We start from the raw sequence: 18,735 nt of genomic DNA, 5'->3' as shown, positions 1-18,735 counted from the left end.
CAACTGAAATGAGACACGGAAACAAGAACAACGCGCTCGGCCGCAAGAAGGCCCACCGCGACGCGCTGCTGAGCAACATGGCGATCTCGCTCATCGAGCACAAGCGCATCGAGACCACTTTGGCCAAGGCCAAGGCCCTCCGCCGCTTCGTAGAGCCCATCATCACCCGCAGCAAGGACGATAGCACCAACAGCCGCCGCATGGTCTTCGCTGACCTGCAGAACAAATCGGCAACGGCCATCCTCTTCCGCGACGTAGCTCCCAAAGTGGCGCAGCGCCCCGGTGGTTACACACGGATCATCAAGCTGGGCAACCGCTTGGGCGATGCTGCCGAAATGGCCATGATCGAGCTGGTGGACTTCAATACGATCTACACCAAGGAGAAGGGCGCCGGCGCAGAGGCGAAGAAGACGCGCCGCAGCCGCCGCAGCCCCGCTGCTAAAAAGGCCGAAGGCACCTCTGACGCGAAGCCTGAAGCTGGAGCTGAGGAAGCCAAAGGCGAGTAATCGCCGACATTAACCCTATGAAGAGGCGCTCGCGAGGGCGCCTCTTCGCGTTTCAGTCGCTACGGCGCTAGGGATTTTCGGTATGCGCTTCCTCGTGATGCTCGCGCTATTGCTTCAGGCGACGGTTAGCGCGCAGGTGGAGAAGCATCACCTGCACTTCATCCAAGGCCAGGTCACCGGCGGCTTTACCGGCGAGCCGATTCCATTCATGAGAATCAGTGTCGCAGGCAGCGAAGTCGGGCCGGGCATGACCGATTTCGATGGGTTCTACTTGCTGCGGCCGAATGTGCCGCCGGGGAGATATGAGGTGCGCTTCTGTGCCGGAGGCTACGTGCCGCGCACGGGCACCATAGAGGTCCTGAGTGACCGTGCTGCGTTCCACGAGGTGAAGCTGCCGACCTATCCGCGCGGAGCTTTTCAACACCTGTGGACGATCACAGCATCCGCTGATGGCAGGTCCGGGTATCTTCGCCGCCGCTCGCAACCATGCTCATCAGCCAACGCCCCGAAGCCCTCCTGCTCCTTGCGGACGGAACGCTTTTCCGGGGACGCGCGATTGGGGCGCCCGGCATCACGGTAGGGGAGATTTGCTTCAATACCGGCATGACCGGCTACCAGGAGATCTTCTCGGACCCGAGCTACACCGGCCAGATCATGACCATGGCCTCGCCGCACATCGGCAACTACGGCGTGAAGGTGGGCGAAGAGGAGAGCGGCGCGCCAACCATAGCTGGCCTGGCGGTGAAGAAGTACAGCGAGGTATGGAGCCGTCCCGGTGGAACCGGTTCTTTGGACGATCACCTGAAAGCCCATGGAATCGTGGGCATCAGCGATATCGACACGCGCAAGCTTGTTCGGCACATCCGCGACCATGGTGCTCAGAATGCGTTGATCAGCAGCATCGAGATGGATGTAGCGCTATTGCGCCAACGGTTGGCTTCAGCCCCTAGCATGGAAGGCTTGGAGCTCAGCAGCACGGTGAGCATCCAGAAGGCCTACGACTTGGGTGCGGCAGATTCAGCCTTCCGGGTGGCCCTCTTGGACTTCGGGGTGAAGCGCAATATTGAGCGTTGCCTTACAGAGCGCGGTTGCCTGGTGCGCGTGTACCCCATGGCCACGCCGGTGGAGGAGGTGCTCTCTTGGAAACCGGATGGCATCATGCTCAGCAACGGCCCCGGCGATCCCGCAGCCATGCCTTCGAGCGTGGAGTCGGTGAAGGCGATAGTGGCCAGTGGCATGCCCGTATTCGGCATCTGCCTGGGTCATCAGCTGTTGGCGGAGAGCATGGGCATGCGCACGGAGAAGATGCACCACGGGCATCGAGGCATCAATCACCCGATCAAGGACCTCACCACCGGCCGCGACGAGATCACCTCGCAGAACCACGGCTTCGTGGTGAACCGCACCGATGCAGAGGCGAACGCTTCGATTGAGATCACGCACGTGCACCTCAACGATGGAAGCGTCGCTGGCTTCCGCCTGAAGGGCCGGCCGGTGTTCAGTGTGCAATACCACCCTGAAGCAGGACCGGGACCGCTCGACAGCCGGTACCTGTTCGACCGCTTCGTTGAACTGATGAAAGCCCAGTTGCGCACGAGCCGCTCCGTGCCGCAAAGCGCATAGGCAGGTCAACCTCCAACCGCTCAACCTTCAACCCTGATTCACCTGATGGGCCTGATTGCCAAGATCCACGCACGCGAGATCCTCGATTCACGAGGCAATCCCACCATCGAAGTCGATGTCTGGGCCGACAGCGGCCACATGGGCCGTGCGGCCGTGCCCAGCGGCGCCAGCACCGGTGCGCACGAGGCCATGGAACTCCGTGATGGCGACAAGAAGCGCTACCTCGGTAAAGGCGTGCGTAAGGCCGTGGAGCATGTGAACGCTACGCTCAATAACGAGCTGCACGGTGCGCTCATCACCGATCAAGCCATGATCGACAGGGCCCTCATCGGCCTCGATGGCACGCCGAACAAGGCCAACCTCGGCGCCAACGCCATCCTCGGCGTAAGCCTTGCCGTGGCCAAAGCGGCTGCAGCCGAATTGAACCTGCCGCTCTTCCGGTACGTGGGCGGCGTGAATGCCTGTACCCTGCCGGTGCCGCTGATGAACATCCTCAATGGCGGCGCGCATGCCGATAACAAGGTCGATGTTCAGGAGTTCATGATCATGCCCGTGGGTGCAAAGCGCTTCAGCGATGGACTGCGCATGGGCGCTGAGGTCTTCCACTCGCTGAAGGCGGTCCTGAAGAAGAAGGGCCTCAGCACCAACGTGGGCGACGAAGGCGGTTTCGCTCCCGACTTGCCCAGCAACGAGGACGCCCTGAAGCTGGTGATGCAGGCCATCGAAGCGGCAGGCTACACGCCTGGCGACGACATCGTGCTCGCGCTCGATTGCGCCAGCACCGAGTTCTACGATGCGAAGAAGAAGCGCTACACCCTGGAGAGCACCGGTGATGCGCTCACCAGCGATGAGATGGTGGCGATGTGGGCGGATTGGGCGAAGCGTTATCCCATCGTGAGCGTCGAGGATGGTATGGCCGAGGACGATTGGGCCGGCTGGAAGAAGATGACCGAAGTACTCGGGAGCAAGGTGCAGCTCGTTGGCGACGACCTCTTCGTGACCAACACGGCGCGATTAGGCGAAGGCATCGAGAAAGGCATCGCGAACAGCATCCTCGTGAAGGTGAACCAGATCGGCACGCTCACCGAGACCATCCAGGCCGTGGAGATGGCGCATCGCGCGAAGTACACCAGCGTGATGAGCCACCGCAGCGGTGAGACCGAGGACAGCACCATCGCCGATCTGGCCGTCGCCCTCAACTGCGGCATGATCAAGACCGGCAGCGCAAGCCGCAGCGACAGGATCGCTAAGTACAACCAACTGCTGCGCATTGAGGAGCAGCTAGGCCCTGCGGGGATCTATCCCGGCAAGAGCCTGCGGTACGTTAGCTGAAGCCTGATCCATGTGGGGGGCATCTTCGTGACGCACGAAGCTGGTGCCCCTTCGCGTTGCATGAGCAAACCCATTCGCCATGCTACGCACCGTCCACTTGCTCTGCGCTGCTGCAACACTGCCTGCGTCCTCGTGGTCCGTTGATCTGGGCCCGGCCCTGCACGCCGGTGAAGCGCGCATCACCACCACAGCGCTTGGCGGCCATAGCGGACATTGCCTCCGGGTGGAAGCCGAGAACCTCACCGCGCGACCGGTTACGCTTCACATCCCCAGCGGCTGGCGCTTCGGTAGCCGTGACAGCACCCAGCAGGATCTATTGGTGGTGGGCGATCAAGTGCTGGCCTTGGCACCGCATGGTCGCGCAGCCGTTGCCTGCCGCGCATTCTGCTGCGAAGCGGGCGATGCGAGCCCCGCTTTCGCCAATGCCTTCGATGAAGGCCGCTTGGCTGATGAGCGCCTCGTGAAGCTCGCGCAGCACCTCGCTGCATCCAGCTATACGGAGAACGCCATGCAGCAGGCCGTGTGGACCGTGAGCGACGACAATCCGATCAGCGCGGTCGATGCGGACGACGATGACGCTACGTTGGAGCTGCGACAATTCCTCTCCGCGCTCACCGGGAGGCCCGTGCCGTGGTACACCACAGCATTCGTTGCACCGGGCCAAGGACGTGCCTTCGACCCAACGCCCACGCGCATCACCGGTCGTGTCGATTTCCAGCAGCGGCATGCCGGCGTGCTCAGCATCGTGGTGAAGGATGCCGATGGCCGCACCCTGCGCGTGATCGACGAGGGCCGCGATCTGCGTCAAGGGCGCTACAGCATCGATGTGGAGGTCGCCGTGCGCGGTTGGCCGCCCGGCCGCTACGCCATATGCTTTGCCGCCGATGGCGTGTTGTTGAAGAGGGAGGAATTCGAGTTGTAGGCTATTCAATGATCAGTTTCCCTGCCTTCTCGCCGGAATCATGCGTCGAAACGAAGCGAACGTGATACGCCCCTTGCTTCACGCCCTGCACTTCTATCCGCGCCTGCTCACCGTTGATCGGCTCCCAGCGCACGAGGCGTCCGCGTGAATCGAGCAACTCGATCACTCCTTGCACGGGCTGGTCAGCGCGCGCGATGACGAAATCTTCTGCCGGGTTCGGCATCAAGGTCCATGCAATCGATTCAGCGCTGATCTCGCCGACGCCCACCGCGCTCTTACGCCAGGCGAAGCAGTATTCGCCTGGGCGCAGGTCGTTGATGTCGATGCGGCCTTGACGGTCGGTGACGCTGCCCAATGTGGTGAGCGCTTGGTTCGGATGAAGGACCCACGGCCAATCAGGCCCTTCGCGATAGAGCATCACCAAGCTATCCTCGCGGAACGGCAAGCCGCCGAAATCCTGCATCAAACCGCTGTCGAAGGCGATGGCCGGCGCGGGCCTTCCATCGTAGTTGAAGCGGCCGCTGAGGCTGGCATCGGAGGGCAGGTTCGCGGCGGTGATGCGCCAATAGCGGTCGGGCGATACCACATACGCGAAGGCCTCATCCACCTGCTCGTCAGCGGCCACCCAATATTCCTCGATCTGGATGGTGAAGGGCGCGGGCGTGCTGTTCACCGTGAGCCGCATATCGCTATTGGTGTATTGCCGCGTGGCCGGACCGCTGAAGGCCTCCATGTCGAAGGTGACGGCCTGGCTGATGCGCTCATCGGCATTCAGGAACACACCGTGCGGAATGAAAGGCACGGTGGCAGAGAAGGTGGTGAGCCCACCGCCGAGCAGAAGGGGCTCCGGCAGCGTCCATAGTTCACCATCCGGCTGAACGAAGGAAATGCTCATGGGCACGTTGTGGTAGTGGCCTGCTGGGCCGCGATGCTTCTGTTGGACAGAGACACTGACCGTGCTCGTGCCATCCCCCTGATCAGTCCAATCGAATGCCTCCACCTCGAATGCGGCCCATCCTGGCTGCTGGATCCAATCGGCGAAATAGTCGGTGAGGTCGAGCCCGGTGACTTGATTCAAGTGGTCGCGCAGCATCACCGTGTTCACATGCTCGAAGGCGAAGGCGTCAAGGAAGCTCGTGAGTCCCACGCGGAAGAGGCTGTCGCCCATGTACGAGCGCAGGGTGTGCAGCACGTCCGCGCCCTTATTGTAGCTGTGCTCACCGTAGGTCCATTCCTGGGGCACCTCGCTCAGGGCCCACCAGCCACCATCGTCGAGGTGCGCGCGCTGCAGCATGCGCCGATGGTTCAGGCGAACCGTGTTCATGTAAGCGGACGCGCCGTTCACCTCTTCGATGAATAGGTAGGCGAGGTACTCCGCGAATCCCTCGTTGAGGTACATCTCCTCCGCGCGTTCGCAGGTCACCAGGTTGCCGAACCAGTGGTGCGCGAGCTCATGCGCCATCACGTCCTGGTAGGAGAGCGAACCATTCGCGATGGATTGAGGGTAGTGGATGCTGGTGGCGTGCTCCATGGCACCTTGCGGTGTGAGCACATAGCCGACACGATTCCAACGGTAGGGCCCGAACCATTGCTCGAAACGATCGAAGGCACCCTGCAGGTTGATGAAGGAATTCTTCATCGCGGTGGTGTCGGGCGCGCGCGCCACGAGGGTCACTGGGATCCCTTCGGAAGTGATGCTCGTGAGCGTATCGCGCACCACGGCATAGTTGGCAGCTGAAACCGAGGCGAGGTAGCTGGGAATCGATTCATCAAGCCGCCAATGCCGCGTGATGGTGGTGGGCGTGGGCTGCGTTTCGCTGAGGAGCCCGCCATTGCACCAAGCGGCGTAGGGCGCGGTGGTGGATACGATGAATTCGTAGCTGCTGCGCTCGGTGAAATTGTCCGCGCATGGGAACCAGGCACGGCCGTAGGAGTGCGGTACGCTCGTGAAGGCCACGCCCAGGTTGTACAGGTAGGTGCCCGTGGTGTAGAAGCCGCCGAATCCGCTGGGATCCAGCGCAGGATCGCCGTTGTAATGGACGGTGAATGCGATGGTGTCATCCGTGGTGAAGGCCTGGGGCAATTGCGCGATCAGATCGATGCCGCTGTGGGTGAATGGGAGGAGGGCGTTGTCCATCACCACCGAATCGACCGTGAGCGCGAGCAATTGCAGGGGCACGGTTGAAAGACCGTTCTCCCTCGGGACCGCGCTGATCGCGCATGCCCCGCTGATCACGTTGCCTTGGGTGAGGTCGAGCGTGATGCGCTGATGCAGGATGTCCCAAGGCCAGAGCGCGAGGCCCCCGCCTTTGGCGAATCCGCGAGCATGATGCAGGCCGTGCTTCGCGCTCTGGCAATCGTACTGCGCGGATGCCCTAGGATGGGAAGCAATGGCCAGCAGCACGAGTGCGCACCGAACCATCCCGCTTCGTGGGCTGTTGGGAAGTAAAGGCATGGCTCAAATGTACCCGCGTCAGGCAAGGAATGCATTCGGCGGCACCCGTTTTGGGATTCCTACATTTGAACGGCCGTTAGGAATCATCAGCGCATGAAGCCGAGCACCGAACTGCACGACCTGATCAAGTCGCTGACCAAGTCTGAGAAGCGCTTCTTCAAGCTGCACAGCGCGCTGCAATCGGGCCCGAAGAACTACCTGCGGCTCTTTGAATCCATCGACAAGCAGCCGGTGTACGACGAGGAGGCCCTGAAGAAGCTCTTCGCCAAGGAGACCTTCATCAAGCACCTGCCCTCGGAGAAGAACCACCTGTACAAGCTGATACTGAAGGCGCTGCGCGCATTCCATGCGGAAGGGTCGGTGAGCGGGATCCTGAAGCAGGAGATCAAGAACATCGAGATCCTCTATCAGAAGGCGCTCTACACCGAATGCAACAAGCTCCTGCACCGGGCCAAGCGCATCGCCAAGGAGAACGAGCGCTTCTATTATCTATTCGAGCTGCTGAACTGGGAGAAGATGCTCCTCGAGGAGGCCTACGAGAGCGGCGAGTTCACCAAGGATCTGGACGCGTTGATCGAAGAGGAGCGTGAGGTGATCGAGAAGCTGCGGAACCTTGCGGCCTACCACATCCTCTACAGCAAGATCAACTATGTGTTCCGGAGCGGTGGGTACGTGCGCACTGAGGAGGAGCACGCCATGGTTGAGGAGATCAGCGAGCACCAGCTCATCAAGGGGAAGAATACCGCGCTATCTCGCCGCGCCGCCACCATCTGCTTCTATACCCAGGGATTCTGCCACTGGGCCAAACGGGATTGGAGCACCAGCTTGGAGAAGTTCCTTCGCGTGAAGCAGATCCTCGATGAGAACCCGCTGATCAAGGCCGACCTGCCCAAGCGCTACGTGCGCACGCTGCATTACATCATCAACGGCCAGATCGAGCTGCTCGACCTCGATGGCGCGCGGGCCAACATCGCCTTGATGCGCGCATTGCCGGAGGAGCCGGGATTCAGCGGCATCAGCATCGCCACGCAGGTGTTCGTGGCCGGCACCATCTGCGAGCTGCGCCTGCTCGATCGCGGCGGCGAGCACGCGCGGGCGGTGGAGATGGCGCCGGATTTCATCGCGGGCATGGAGGCCTTGGGCGACAGGCTGCACAAGGAGTACGCCCTGGAGTTCCAATGGTGCATGGCCTGCGCCTACTTCGGGGCCGGCCAGGTGAACAAGGCCTTGGCCTGGCTCAACAAGGTGCTCAACGACAATGAGACCACCTTGCGGCAGGACATCTTCACCTATGCGCGGCTGTTCAACCTGGTGGTGCACTATGAATTGGGCAACTACGACCTCCTCTCGTACATCGTGCGCAGCACCCAGCGCTTCCTCGACAAGCGCCAGCGGGCCAATGACGTGGAAGTGGTGCTCATCGATGGCATCAGGACCTTGGCCCGCGCCTCGGAGGTTACCCAGAAGCGCGATCTGTTCAAGGCCTTGCACGGCCAGCTCGCCGAGCTCCTGAACGACCCGAATGAGCGACTTGTGCTCAAGTACTTCGATGTGCTCGCCTGGGCCGAGGCCAAGTCAACCGGCGAGTCCTTCAGCGATGTGGTGCGTCGGCATGCGCTGGAGGCGCCCTGAGCGAGGCTTCAGCGGCGCTCGCTCACCATCGGCATCACCTTCACCACCTTGAACTCCGTGCGCCGGTTGGCCTGGTGCTCTTCCTCCGGGCATTCCACGCCGTCCGTGCAGCGGTTCACCAGCTTGCGCTCGCCATAGCCGCGGGCGCTGATGCGGTCTGAGGGCACCCCTTTGCGGATCAGGTAATCCACCGCGCTGTGCGCCCGCGCATCACTCAGCACCAGGTTGTACATATCGCTTGCGCGGCTGTCGGTGTGCGAGCCCAGCTCGAAGCTCAAGGCCGGATTGTCGATGAAGAGCTGTGCCACCTTATCGAGCTCGATGGCCGCATCGGGCCGGATATCCCACTTGTCATAATCGTAATAGATGTTCTCGATCACGATCGGCTTGTCCACCACCACGCGCTGCATGCTGAATTCTTCGCTGAAATCGCGGCTGATGCGCTGATTCATCGTGCTCACCTGCCGGCGCTCGGTGAATACGCCGTCCTTGCTCGCGAGCACCTCGTAGAGCTTGTCAACGCTGAGCGGGAATCGGACCTCGCCATCATTGTCGGTATAAAGTGTCAATCCTTCGGTGCGCATGTGCTCGAGGAGCCGCACCTCGGCGCCAGCCATGGGCGAACCATCCTCCTGGTCGAATACCGAGATGTTCAGCACCAGCGTGGGGTCGTTCTCCTGGAAGCGGTAGATGCCATCACGGCCTGCTCGATTGCTGCTCAGGTATCCTTTGCGTCCATCAAGCATCACCAGAGCGAAGTCATCGAACCGCGTATTGATGGGGTAGTTGAGGTTCTCCGGCGCCGACCATTCGCCATCGCGCAGCACGGAGCGGAAGATGTCGAGCCCGCCCAAGGAGCGGTGGCCATTGCTGGCGAAGCAGAGAGTGTCGCCGTGCAGGGTGGGGAACATCTCGTTGCCGGCCGTGTTTACGGTGGGCCCGAGGTTGCGCGGATAGCCCCATCCGTCCTCGGTTCGGTCGCAGGCGTAGAGGTCGGTGCCGCCATAACCGCCTGGCATGTCGCTGATGTAATAGAGCACGGAGCCGTCGGCATTGAGGGCGGCGTGGCCCGCGCTGAAGTCCTCTCCGTTGTACGCGAATGAGCTTACCTGGCCCCAACGGCCATCGGCCTGCAGCTCGGCGCGGAAGAGCATCAGGTGGCTGGTTCCCTGCTCGTCCTTGTTCAGACGGAAGCGGAAGTAGTCGCTGCGGGTGAAGTACATGGTGCGGCCATCGGCGCTCAGCACGGCCGGTCCGTCATGGAAACGGCCGTTCACATCTCCGGCCAATGGTTGAGCGGCGCCTGCCATGATGCCTTCGCGCGCCTCTATGGTGAAGAGGTCCAGGAAGGCTTCGCCGTTCCATGGGTTGGCCTTGCCCCCGTCCCGTTCGCGCTCGGCGGCGATCAGCAGCTTGCTGCCCATGGGCACGGCACTGAATGCGCTGGTGAGGCCATCAATGTGGACAGGAGCGATCGTGAACAGCGTGGTGTCCGCGAAGAAGGCTTCGCGATCGGCGATGGCCATGCCGAGCTCGCGCACGAGGGGGTCCTCGGGCCGTTCGATTAGGGCGCGCTCGAACTGATGCGCGGCTTCTCCCGTCCGGCCCAAGGCGGTCAACACGCGGCCATGGGCGATGGCGTCGTCGCCCTGGAGCGGTTGGATGCGATCGGCGGCGGCGAACCAGGCTGCGGCCTTCGCGGGTTGGTTCAGCCTGCAATAGGCATCGGCCGCGCGCAGCATGGCGCTGCGATCGCTGATGGAGGCCAGCGCGCGTTCATAGCGCGGCGCAGCTTCTGCGTAGGCCATCCGGTCGATGGCCTTGTCGGCTTGCGCGAGCTGGTGCTGGGCGCAACCGGTGACCAGCGCTGAGGTGAGCAGGATGAAGGGCTTCGTCGTTCGCATGTCCATCAGAAGTATCGCGGTGTCTTGATGCGCACCAGGTCCCTCCCGAAGTCGAGTCCGAGCATGATCTCGTGGCTCCCGCTGGTGTAGTTGCGCAGCCTCGAGGTGGTCATGTCATACGCATATCCGATGCGCAGCTGCGGGCTGATCTGGTACTCCGCCATGGCTACCAGGGCATCGCCGGTGCGGTAGCCGAGGCCAAGCCACACCCGCTCGCGGTAGAGCACATTGCAGTTGATGTCGACCTCCACCGGCGCGTTGGGTGTGAACTTCACCAAGGTGCTTGGCTTGATGTCGAGGCTCTCGCCGAGTGGGAGGACCTTGCCGGCGTGCAGGTAGTAGTGCTGCGTGAAGTAGTGATCGAAGGCGCCCGGCGCATCAAGCGTGATGCGGCCATCGGCTGCGTAGATCGTGGGCACGCTCAGCCCCACGTAACTGGTGCGGTCGTACCAGTACAGTCCGAATCCGAACTTCCCTAGCGGTGCGTTCACGATGTCCTGCTGATAGAGCGGGTCGGCAGAATCCCAATGGCGCAGCTCGCTCACGCGGGCGCTGTAGATCGAGAGGCCGGCGCGCAAGCCGAGCGCCAGTTTGCTGCGCTTGCCCACGCGCAGGTGGTAGGCATAGTGCCCGCTCAGGTCCAGGTCTCGGCTCACGCCGATCTGGTCGTGCACCAGAGAGAATCCGAGGCCCATCTTATTGTTCATCAGCGGGCCATCGATGGCGAGCATGCTGGTGCGCGGGGCGCCATCAACCTGCATCCATTGGCTGCGGTGGAGCAAGCTGCTGCTGGCATAACCGTGGCTTCCGGCATACGCGGGGTTCAAGAAGAGCCCGTTGAACATGTACTGGCTCACCATCACCTCCTGCTGCGCGCTGGCGGCAATGGCTGCAGCAAGCGCTGCGAGGACCAGGTAGAGTCGTGCGTGCTTCATATGCTTCGGCGTTAGCGGCGCAGGTCAACGTAGCCCTGCAGATTGCGCTGCCCGCTGTTGATGCTGAGGATGGCGAAGTAGGTGCCGTTGGGCAGCGGCTCTCCTTTGGCATTGTCACCGGCCCAGTCGTTCTTGTAGTTGAGCTGCTCCAGCACCACGTTGCCCCATCGGTTGAGCACGGTGAGCAGATTGCCCGGAAAGGCATCGAGGCCCTGCACCACGAAGAGGTCATTGTGCCCATCGCCATTCGGCGTGAAGCCCGTGGGCATCACTAGGTCGTTGGGCTCTTCGAGGGTGATGGTGCGCGTGGCGGTGCAACCGTTGGCATCGGTGATGGTCACGGTGTAGGTGCCTGCGGGAAGGCCGCTCTGGTAGCTGGCGGTGCTTCCATTCGACCACCAGTAGCTGTAGGGATCTGTGCCACCGGACACCGATAGGATCACGCTGCCATCGGTCCCGCCGAAGGCGCTCACTTCGTAGCCTCCGGTGTAGCTGCTCAGGCTCGCTTCGATTGCGATGGCTTCGCTCTCAGCGATCGTCCATTGGCCGTTCCACGTGCAGCCGTTCGCATCGGTCACCACCAAGGCGTAGCTGCCCCCGATGGCGCCTGCAAGGTCCTCGTTCAGGCTTCCATCGCTCCATGCGTAGCTGTACGGCGCGCTGCCGCTGATCACATCCACTGCGATGCCGCCGGTGGCCGCACCATTGCAGAGCACATCGCTCACTTGCGCCTGAGCCTCAACGGCAGGCGTGTTCGTGATCGCTGCGCTGGTCTGGACGGTGCATCCGTTGGCATCGGTGACGAGCACATCGTAGTCGCCACTGTTCAAGACGATGAGGTTCTGCGCGCTGCTGCCATTGCTCCAGGCGAAGCTGTACGGTTCAGTCCCTCCCGATGCGTTCAACAGGATCGAGCCGTTACTGTTTCCGCAAGAGGCCATGTTGGCCTGCACCATGGCTAGGAGCGGCATTGGTTCATCGAGGGCGATGCACGATTGCGCCGTGCACCCGTTCGCATCGGTGATGGCCAGGCAATAGGTGCCGGCCACCAGCCCGTTGATCTGCGCGTCGCTGCTGCTGAAGCTGCCCGGCCCGCTCCATGACAAAGCGTAAGGCCCGGTACCGCCTGTGATGGCGGCGCTGATGCCACCGTCATTCGCACCGGCGCAGCTGACTCCGTTCCCGTTGAAGTCCGAGGGCGATAGAGTGGTCGCGATGATAGGAGGCGCATCGAGGGTATAGGCTTGCACGAGCTCGCAGCCGTTCAAGTCGGTGATGGTCACGGTGTAGGTGCCATTGGTGAGGCCGCTGAGGTCTTCGTCGTTGGAGGTGAAGCCGTTCGGTCCGGCCCAGCTCACCGAGTAACCGCCGTTGCCGCCGCCATAGCTCAGGTCGATCGCGCCGTCGCTGCTGCCTTCGCAGCTCACGCCGAAGCCGTTGTATGCACTGATCGCGGCATTGGCTTGCATCGCGCTATCAGGCTGCGTCAGGGTAACCGTGGTGCTGAAGGCGCATTGGTTCGCGTCGGTAACTACCAGTTCGTAGGCATAGGTGCCCGCCGGCAGGTTGAAGATGTCCTCGCTGCTGAAGGCAAGGCTGTCCGGCCCGCGCCAATCGAAGGTGTAGGGGCCGCTGCCGCCGGTGATGGTGGCGTCGATCCAGCCGTCGCTCGCGCCGTAGCAGCTCACATTGGTACCGCTGGGGTAAACGCTCACGCTGAGCTGCGCGTCCACCTGCGTGCCCGGCTCCGTGAGGGTCACCAGCGTATCCATCGCGCAGCCGTTGGCATCGGTGATGGTGATCAAGTATTCACCCGCTACGAGTGAACCATTGGTAAGCGCGGTGGATTGGAAGCCGCCCGGACCGCTGATCGCTACGCTGAAGGGCGTGGTGCCACCGACCGGGGTCAGGTCGAGTACGCCGCTGCTGTCGCCCATGCACTGCAGGTTGTACAGGCCATAGAAGGAGACATAAGTGCCGCTGTTGATCGGCGCTGGGCCGATGAGTTCCGCGCTGAATGATCCGCTGCAGCCGAGGGCATCCGTAACCATGAGGCTGTATGTGCCGGAACTCAGGCCGCTCAGGTCCTCATCCGTGCTGGTGAACCCGTTCGGGCCGCTCCAGGTGTATGCGTATGAGCCCGCACCGCCGGTGATCGCGCCATCGATGCTGCCATTCGCCTCATCCGGGCAGTTATTGGCGGAGATTGCGAAGGTGGCTTCCACCGGCATGGGCGCCGTGAGCGTGATGGTCTCGCTGAGCGTGCAGCCATTCGCGTCGGTGACGGTGAGCTGATAATCGCCGGAAGCGAGCCCGGAGACCGAGGCCAGCGTGCTGCTGAATCCATCGGGCCCGGTCCACACGGTCGCGTAGGGGGCCGTGCCGCCATTGAGCACCGCTTCGGCGCTGCCATCATTGCCGTTGCAGCTTACGTGAAAGCCGCCCAGGTCGGTGATGCTGATCGTGGCATCGAGCACTTGAGGTTCAAGAAGGTCAGCACTGGCCGATCCGGTGCAGCCGTTGGCATCGGTGACGATCACCGTGTAACTGCCTGCCGGGAGGCCGCTGATCGAAGCATTGGGGCTGCTGAACCCGCCGGGTCCGCTCCAGACGAAGCTGTAGCTGCCTGTTCCGCCGTTGGCGCTGGCCTCAGCGCTGCCACTGGTCTGGCCGGCGCAGGCTATGGCGAAGCCGTTGTGCAGGGTGGCGCTGATTGAAGCGATGACCGGAAGCGGCTCCATCAAGGTCAGTTCTGCTGCCGCGGAGCAGCCCTGCCCGTCGGTGACGATCAGGCTGTACAGGCCGGCGCCAAGCCCGGAGGGCGAAGCGTCGGAATGGGTGAATCCGTTTGGTCCGCTCCAGGCGTAGCTCAGGGGCGATTCGCCTCCAGTGACGGTGCTGGTGATGGTACCGTCCGATGAGCCATGGCAGCTCACGTGGGCGCCGCCCGGAGCAGTGACTGCAAGGAGATCGACGCTGATGGGTGATGGCTCATCCAGCGTGATTGAAACGCTCGACGCGCATCCGTGCGCATCGGTGACGGTCAACGTGTACGCGCCCGCACCGATACCAATGAGGTCTTCCGTGGTTTCGCCGTTGCTCCAAGCGAAGGTGTACGGCGCCGATCCGCCGATAACCGTCGCATCGACCGATCCGTCCATTGCACCATAGCAGCTCACGTTGCTGTTGTTGATCAGAGCGGCTTGCGCTGTGAGCAGGATCGGGTCGGGCGCGGTGATCAAAGCGAAGGCATTCGTGATGCAGCCATTGGCGTCCGTGATCAAGGCCTGATAACCACCGGCGGAAAGGCTATCAAGGTCTTCCGTGGTGGCGGTGTAGCCGAGGCCATCGGTCCAATTGATGCCATACGGAGCGATGCCCCCGGCAATGCCCAGATCGATGGATCCATCGGTCGCTCCGGCGCAGGAGATGTTGCTTCCGCTGGGCCAGGCGAAGGCTTGTGCGGTTGCGCTGAGCAACGGGGGCTCCGTGAGCATTGCGATAGCCGAAGCGGAGCAGCCATTGGCATCAGTGATGGCTGCTTGGTATTCTCCGGCTGCCAGTGCGGCGATCGAGGTATTGCTCGAGCTGTAGCCGTTCGGTCCGGTCCATATCACAGTGAAGGGCGCTGCGCCTCCGCTGAGCGCGAGATTGATCGCTCCATCGGTTCCGCCGTGGCAGCTCACGCTGTAGCCGTTGAACAGAGCACTGACGGCATCGGCCACCAACGGTGAAGGAGCCGTGATGGAATCCTGCGCGGCGATGATGCAGCCATTGCTGTCAATCACCTGCGCGGTGTAGGTCCCGGGCTCCAGGCCACTGATGTCCTCGGCGCTGCTGGAGAAGCCATTCGGTCCGGACCAGATGATATCGTATGGGGCAATACCGCCCTGCACGGTCAGGTCAATCGCGCCATCATTCACGCCGGAGCAGCTGGTACCGTAGCCATTCTGGTCAATAACGCTCAGATTGGCCTGCAAGCCGCCGGGCTGCGATACGTTGTAGCCGTTCACGTACTGGCAGCCATTCGCATCGATCACGATCGCGATGTAGCTGCCGGCTCCGATGCCATTGATGTCCTCGGTGCTGGCGCTGAAGCCGCTGGCCGAGCTCCAGATGTATGCGTAGGGCGCAGTGCCGCCGCTTACGCTCAGGTCAATCGCCCCTGTAAGGGTGCTTGCGCAGGCAGCCGGTGTGATCTGCGCGGTGGCGCTGATCGGTGCAGGCGCCGTGATGGTGAAGCTCGTGTCGATGGTGCATCCGCCGGCGTCGCTCACTTGCAGGTGATAGACTCCGGGGTCGAGGCCGCTGAGGTCCTCAACGCCGGTGCTGCCGCCGAAGTCATCGGACCATGTATGCGAGTACGGCGACAGTCCTCCGCTGATCGTCAGGTCCAATGAGCCATTGTCGACGCCCGCGCAGGTGATATCGGCTTGCGCCACCTCCAGTTCAAGCGGAGCAGCAGGCCCGAGGATCTCCACAGGCACCCACTTCTCGTGGTCGCAACCGTTGTTGTCGATCACCAGGGCCCAGTACATGCCGGGTCCTAGGCCCGTAGCCGTGAGGCCCGATTGTGGTGGTGTGGTGTTCCACGTGATGGTGTAGGATCCGCTGCCGCCGCTCACGTCGAGCGTGGCTGAGCCATCGCTGAGGCCGAAGCAGCTCACAGGCGCCACGCTTTCCGCAAAGGCCCACACCTCGAACTGCGGCCCACCGATGCTGGCTACGGCTTGGGCAGTGCATCCCTGAGCATCGGTCACGGTCACGGTGTAGCTGCCCTGAGGGAGGCCAATGGCATTGGCATCGAATTGCGGCGGCATGCTGTTCCACGAATAGAAGTACGGCGCGGTGCCACCGCCGGCTTGGGCTTGCGCCGTGCCTTGCAGGCCATCGTGGCAGAGCACATCGGTAGTGCCGGTGATCCCCACTGTGAGGACCGTGGCCGGTTCGGTGATCGCCACAGCGGCTTGTGCCGTGCAGCCGTAACCATCGGTAATGGTCACGGAGTAGTTGCCCGCAGGGAGGCCGGTGGCGGTTGCTCCGGTCTGCGCTGGCGCGCTGTTCCAGCTGAAGGCGTATGGGGGCATGCCGCCGCTCGCGGTCACCGTGGCTTGGCCGTTGCTTCCGCCGTTGCAGCTGACGTGCTGAACGCCGCTGATCGCTCCGCTCAGGGCGGGTGATTGGCTCATCGTGTAACTGCCTGCGGCCGTGCAGCCGTTGGCATCGGTCACGGTCACTTGGTAATCGCCGGCCGCGATCCCTGTCAGGTTCTGTTGGTTGGAGCTGAAGCCGTTGGGGCCCGTCCATAGCACGGCATGCGGTGCGGATCCACCGGTGATCGTAAGGCTCAGCGTGCCGGTGCCGGCGCCATGGCAGGCGATGTTCTGCCCGAATACCAGGATGCTCGGGACGAGCGATATCGCCAGCGGTTGCGGTGAGCCGAGGTCGTAGCTCTGAACGTTGCTGCAACCGAATGCATCATTGACCGCAAGGGTGTACGCGCCGGCAGCGATGTTCACGAGGTCTTCGCTGGCGGAAGTGAAGCCGTTGGGGCCGGTCCAGTTGAAGGAGTAGGGCGCAATGCCGTCGCTCACGGTGATGTTGATGGCACCGTTGGTGCTGCCATCGCATAGCGGCTGGGTTGATGTGCTGGCGATCGCAGGATTGCTCACGCGCACCAGGCGGCTCACCGTGCGCACGCAAGTGCCTTCGTTTATCACCACGGAGTAATTGGTGTTCGCCGACGGTGACGCAACGGGGTTCGGGCAATCGGAGCAATTCAGGCCGGTCGCCGGGCTCCAGGCGTACACCAAACCGCCCTGCACATCGAACTGGACGCTTCCGCCGCTACAGATGGTCTGCATGCCAAAGGGCTCAACGGTGGCGATCAGCGTATCGGTGAGGTCGAAGTCGATCGAATCGATGGCGAGGCCCGGGCAATTCGGATTGCCCAGGATGATGCGCAGGACCTCCGTCGGCTCATTCACCGCATCGGCCAAGGGATTCACGGGCTGCTCCACGTAAGCCTCTCCGGCCGGGATGATGATCGTCTTCGGAGCGCTCGGGCTCACATCGCCGATGGCGGAATAATCCGACCCGTTGATCGCGGTGCCCTGCAGGTAATAGGTTAGCGTGAGCGGGTCCTGCTCCACGGGGTCCCTTGAGAAGCGGATCCAGCCGGGGTTGCAGCCTTCGACCATGTTGGCCGTGCCGTTTACCGTTCGCGTGCTCAGCGAGACGCTCGGGCTGGAGATGCGCTCGATGAATACCCAACTGTCGAACTTGCGGTCACTGGCATCGGCCACTACGAGCTTCAGGTGGTAGGTCTGGCAGGGCTGCACCGTGCTGCGCGCCACAAGGCCGGTGGTGAATCCATCCATCTGGAGCTGCTGGCCACCAGCGTTGTACTGGTAGTACGTGCTGTTCTGGCCGGCATTCACGTTGTTGATCGCCACCGGGTCGCTGGTGCCCGGCACCAAGGCGATGTTGCGGTCGGCCCCGATGCCTGGGTCCCCGATGATGCCCGGGCCGCTGATGAAGAAGCCGAAGACATCATTGTATTGGGAGCCAACCCATTCATTGTACTCCTCGCTGCCGAAGACGAAATCGAAGCGGAGGCTATCTCCGCTGGGGATGATGTCGAACTCGAACTGGCACGCGTCACGCGTGCTGCGGCCGGTCACCGTGTTGAGCAAGCTGCTGCCGGAGGTGCCTTGCTGGAAGGTCTTGTTCTCGGCATCGTTGGGCCCGATGGCTTCCGTGATGCGGCCGCTGGACAGGATTGCGCCGCTCTCCAGGCCCCAAAGGCTCCCGGCGTAGCTGAACTCCCCGTAGCCTTCAGCGTGGCAGGTGATGGATGGATTGCTGATCAGCACGCCAGGTCCGCTGATGGCCTCGGCTAATTGCTGCAGGTCGGCCTGGGGGGCAACGGTGAGCTGGGCCTGCAAAGGCGCCGATGCCAGAAAACCGGCGTAAAGGCCGGCGAAGGAGAATGGCTGAAGTACGCGGGACAGGCTCCTCATCGGTTCCGGGTTTGGGCGCATGCGGCCTCGGCACCGGCCAAGCCTTCGGGCAGCTCGGTGATGCTCGTTGCTTCCGTCCTTGAGCGCACGAGTGCATTTGCGCGGAGCTTGCGCGTTTCCGGCGTGGTTCCGGGACCGCTTTCGAAGACCAGCACGCCAGCCGGCACACAGGCATAGATCAGTTGCAGGTCACTCTGGTTCTTCAATTGGAGTCTTAGTGCATCGCGGTCCTCGCTTGTAAGGCCTTCGACGCGAACTGCGTAGGCTGTGGCAGGTGCATGCCCTTGTGCCGCGCCGCTGGTGCTGGTGAGCAGGAACGTGGCGATCGCCACCACGTAACCGAAGCCTGTGATCTGCTTCATGGTCCTGTTGTTCAGGGCCGTCCGGATGAGTGGTCCGCAGCG

11 protein-coding genes are annotated in these 18,735 nt (G+C 62.6%); 6 read left to right on the top strand and 5 right to left on the bottom strand.

Annotated features, from left to right (window positions below; all coding sequences use genetic code 11):
- The first annotated feature begins 8 nt into the window (after positions 1-8).
- The 5 genes from rplQ (at position 9) to IPM12_00940 (ending at position 4,383) form a co-directional block, all read left to right on the top strand.
- Complete coding sequence (gene rplQ / locus IPM12_00960) at positions 9-506, top strand: 50S ribosomal protein L17 (GenBank protein ID MBK9146368.1); 498 nt, start codon at positions 9-11, stop codon at positions 504-506.
- A gap of 82 nt (positions 507-588) precedes the next feature.
- Complete coding sequence (locus tag IPM12_00955) at positions 589-1,086, top strand: carboxypeptidase regulatory-like domain-containing protein (protein MBK9146367.1); 498 nt, start codon at positions 589-591, stop codon at positions 1,084-1,086.
- A complete protein-coding gene (gene carA, locus IPM12_00950) occupies positions 993-2,129 on the top strand; it encodes a glutamine-hydrolyzing carbamoyl-phosphate synthase small subunit (protein ID MBK9146366.1) in 1,137 nt (378 codons plus the stop codon). The genes IPM12_00955 and carA overlap by 94 nt, the downstream gene beginning before the upstream one ends.
- A 45-nt stretch (positions 2,130-2,174) precedes the next feature.
- Positions 2,175-3,461, top strand: coding sequence for a phosphopyruvate hydratase (gene eno, locus IPM12_00945; GenBank protein MBK9146365.1), 1,287 nt, complete (start codon positions 2,175-2,177; stop codon positions 3,459-3,461).
- Between the two features lie 79 nt (positions 3,462-3,540).
- Positions 3,541-4,383 (top strand): hypothetical protein, encoded by an 843-nt coding sequence (locus IPM12_00940; protein ID MBK9146364.1) that lies wholly within the window; start codon positions 3,541-3,543, stop codon positions 4,381-4,383.
- Position 4,384: 1 nt separating this feature from the next.
- Here IPM12_00940 and IPM12_00935 read toward each other — a convergent pair whose 3' ends face one another.
- The gene (locus IPM12_00935; GenBank protein ID MBK9146363.1) at positions 4,385-6,838 is read right to left on the bottom strand and encodes a hypothetical protein; all 2,454 of its coding nucleotides are present in this window, start codon (positions 6,836-6,838) and stop codon (positions 4,385-4,387) included.
- Positions 6,839-6,931: 93 nt separating this feature from the next.
- Here IPM12_00935 and IPM12_00930 point away from each other — a divergent pair, with 93 nt between their 5' ends.
- A complete protein-coding gene (locus IPM12_00930) occupies positions 6,932-8,470 on the top strand; it encodes a hypothetical protein (GenBank protein ID MBK9146362.1) in 1,539 nt (512 codons plus the stop codon).
- 8 nt (positions 8,471-8,478) lie between these two features.
- Here the strand turns inward: IPM12_00930 and IPM12_00925 are convergent, their stop codons facing one another.
- Genes IPM12_00925 through IPM12_00910 form a run of 4 tightly spaced genes read right to left on the bottom strand, consistent with a single transcriptional unit; the run spans position 8,479 to position 18,693 of the window.
- Positions 8,479-10,374 carry an OmpA family protein gene (locus IPM12_00925; GenBank protein ID MBK9146361.1) on the bottom strand — a complete coding sequence of 632 codons (1,896 nt, stop codon included), beginning with the start codon at positions 10,372-10,374 and terminating at the stop codon, positions 8,479-8,481.
- 5 nt (positions 10,375-10,379) lie between these two features.
- Positions 10,380-11,309, bottom strand: a complete 930-nt coding sequence (locus IPM12_00920) for a type IX secretion system membrane protein PorP/SprF (GenBank protein ID MBK9146360.1) — start codon at positions 11,307-11,309, stop codon at positions 10,380-10,382.
- Between the two features lie 11 nt (positions 11,310-11,320).
- Complete coding sequence (locus tag IPM12_00915) at positions 11,321-18,331, bottom strand: choice-of-anchor L domain-containing protein (protein MBK9146359.1); 7,011 nt, start codon at positions 18,329-18,331, stop codon at positions 11,321-11,323.
- The gene (locus tag IPM12_00910) at positions 18,328-18,693 is read right to left on the bottom strand and encodes a hypothetical protein (GenBank protein ID MBK9146358.1); all 366 of its coding nucleotides are present in this window, start codon (positions 18,691-18,693) and stop codon (positions 18,328-18,330) included. The genes IPM12_00915 and IPM12_00910 overlap by 4 nt, the downstream gene beginning before the upstream one ends.
- Positions 18,694-18,735 lie beyond the last annotated feature (42 nt).

The organism is Flavobacteriales bacterium (assembly GCA_016716605.1).
In the GTDB taxonomy this organism is placed as follows: Bacteria; Bacteroidota; Bacteroidia; order Flavobacteriales_F; family PHOS-HE28; genus PHOS-HE28.
This window is presented reverse-complemented; position numbering and strand designations above follow the sequence as displayed.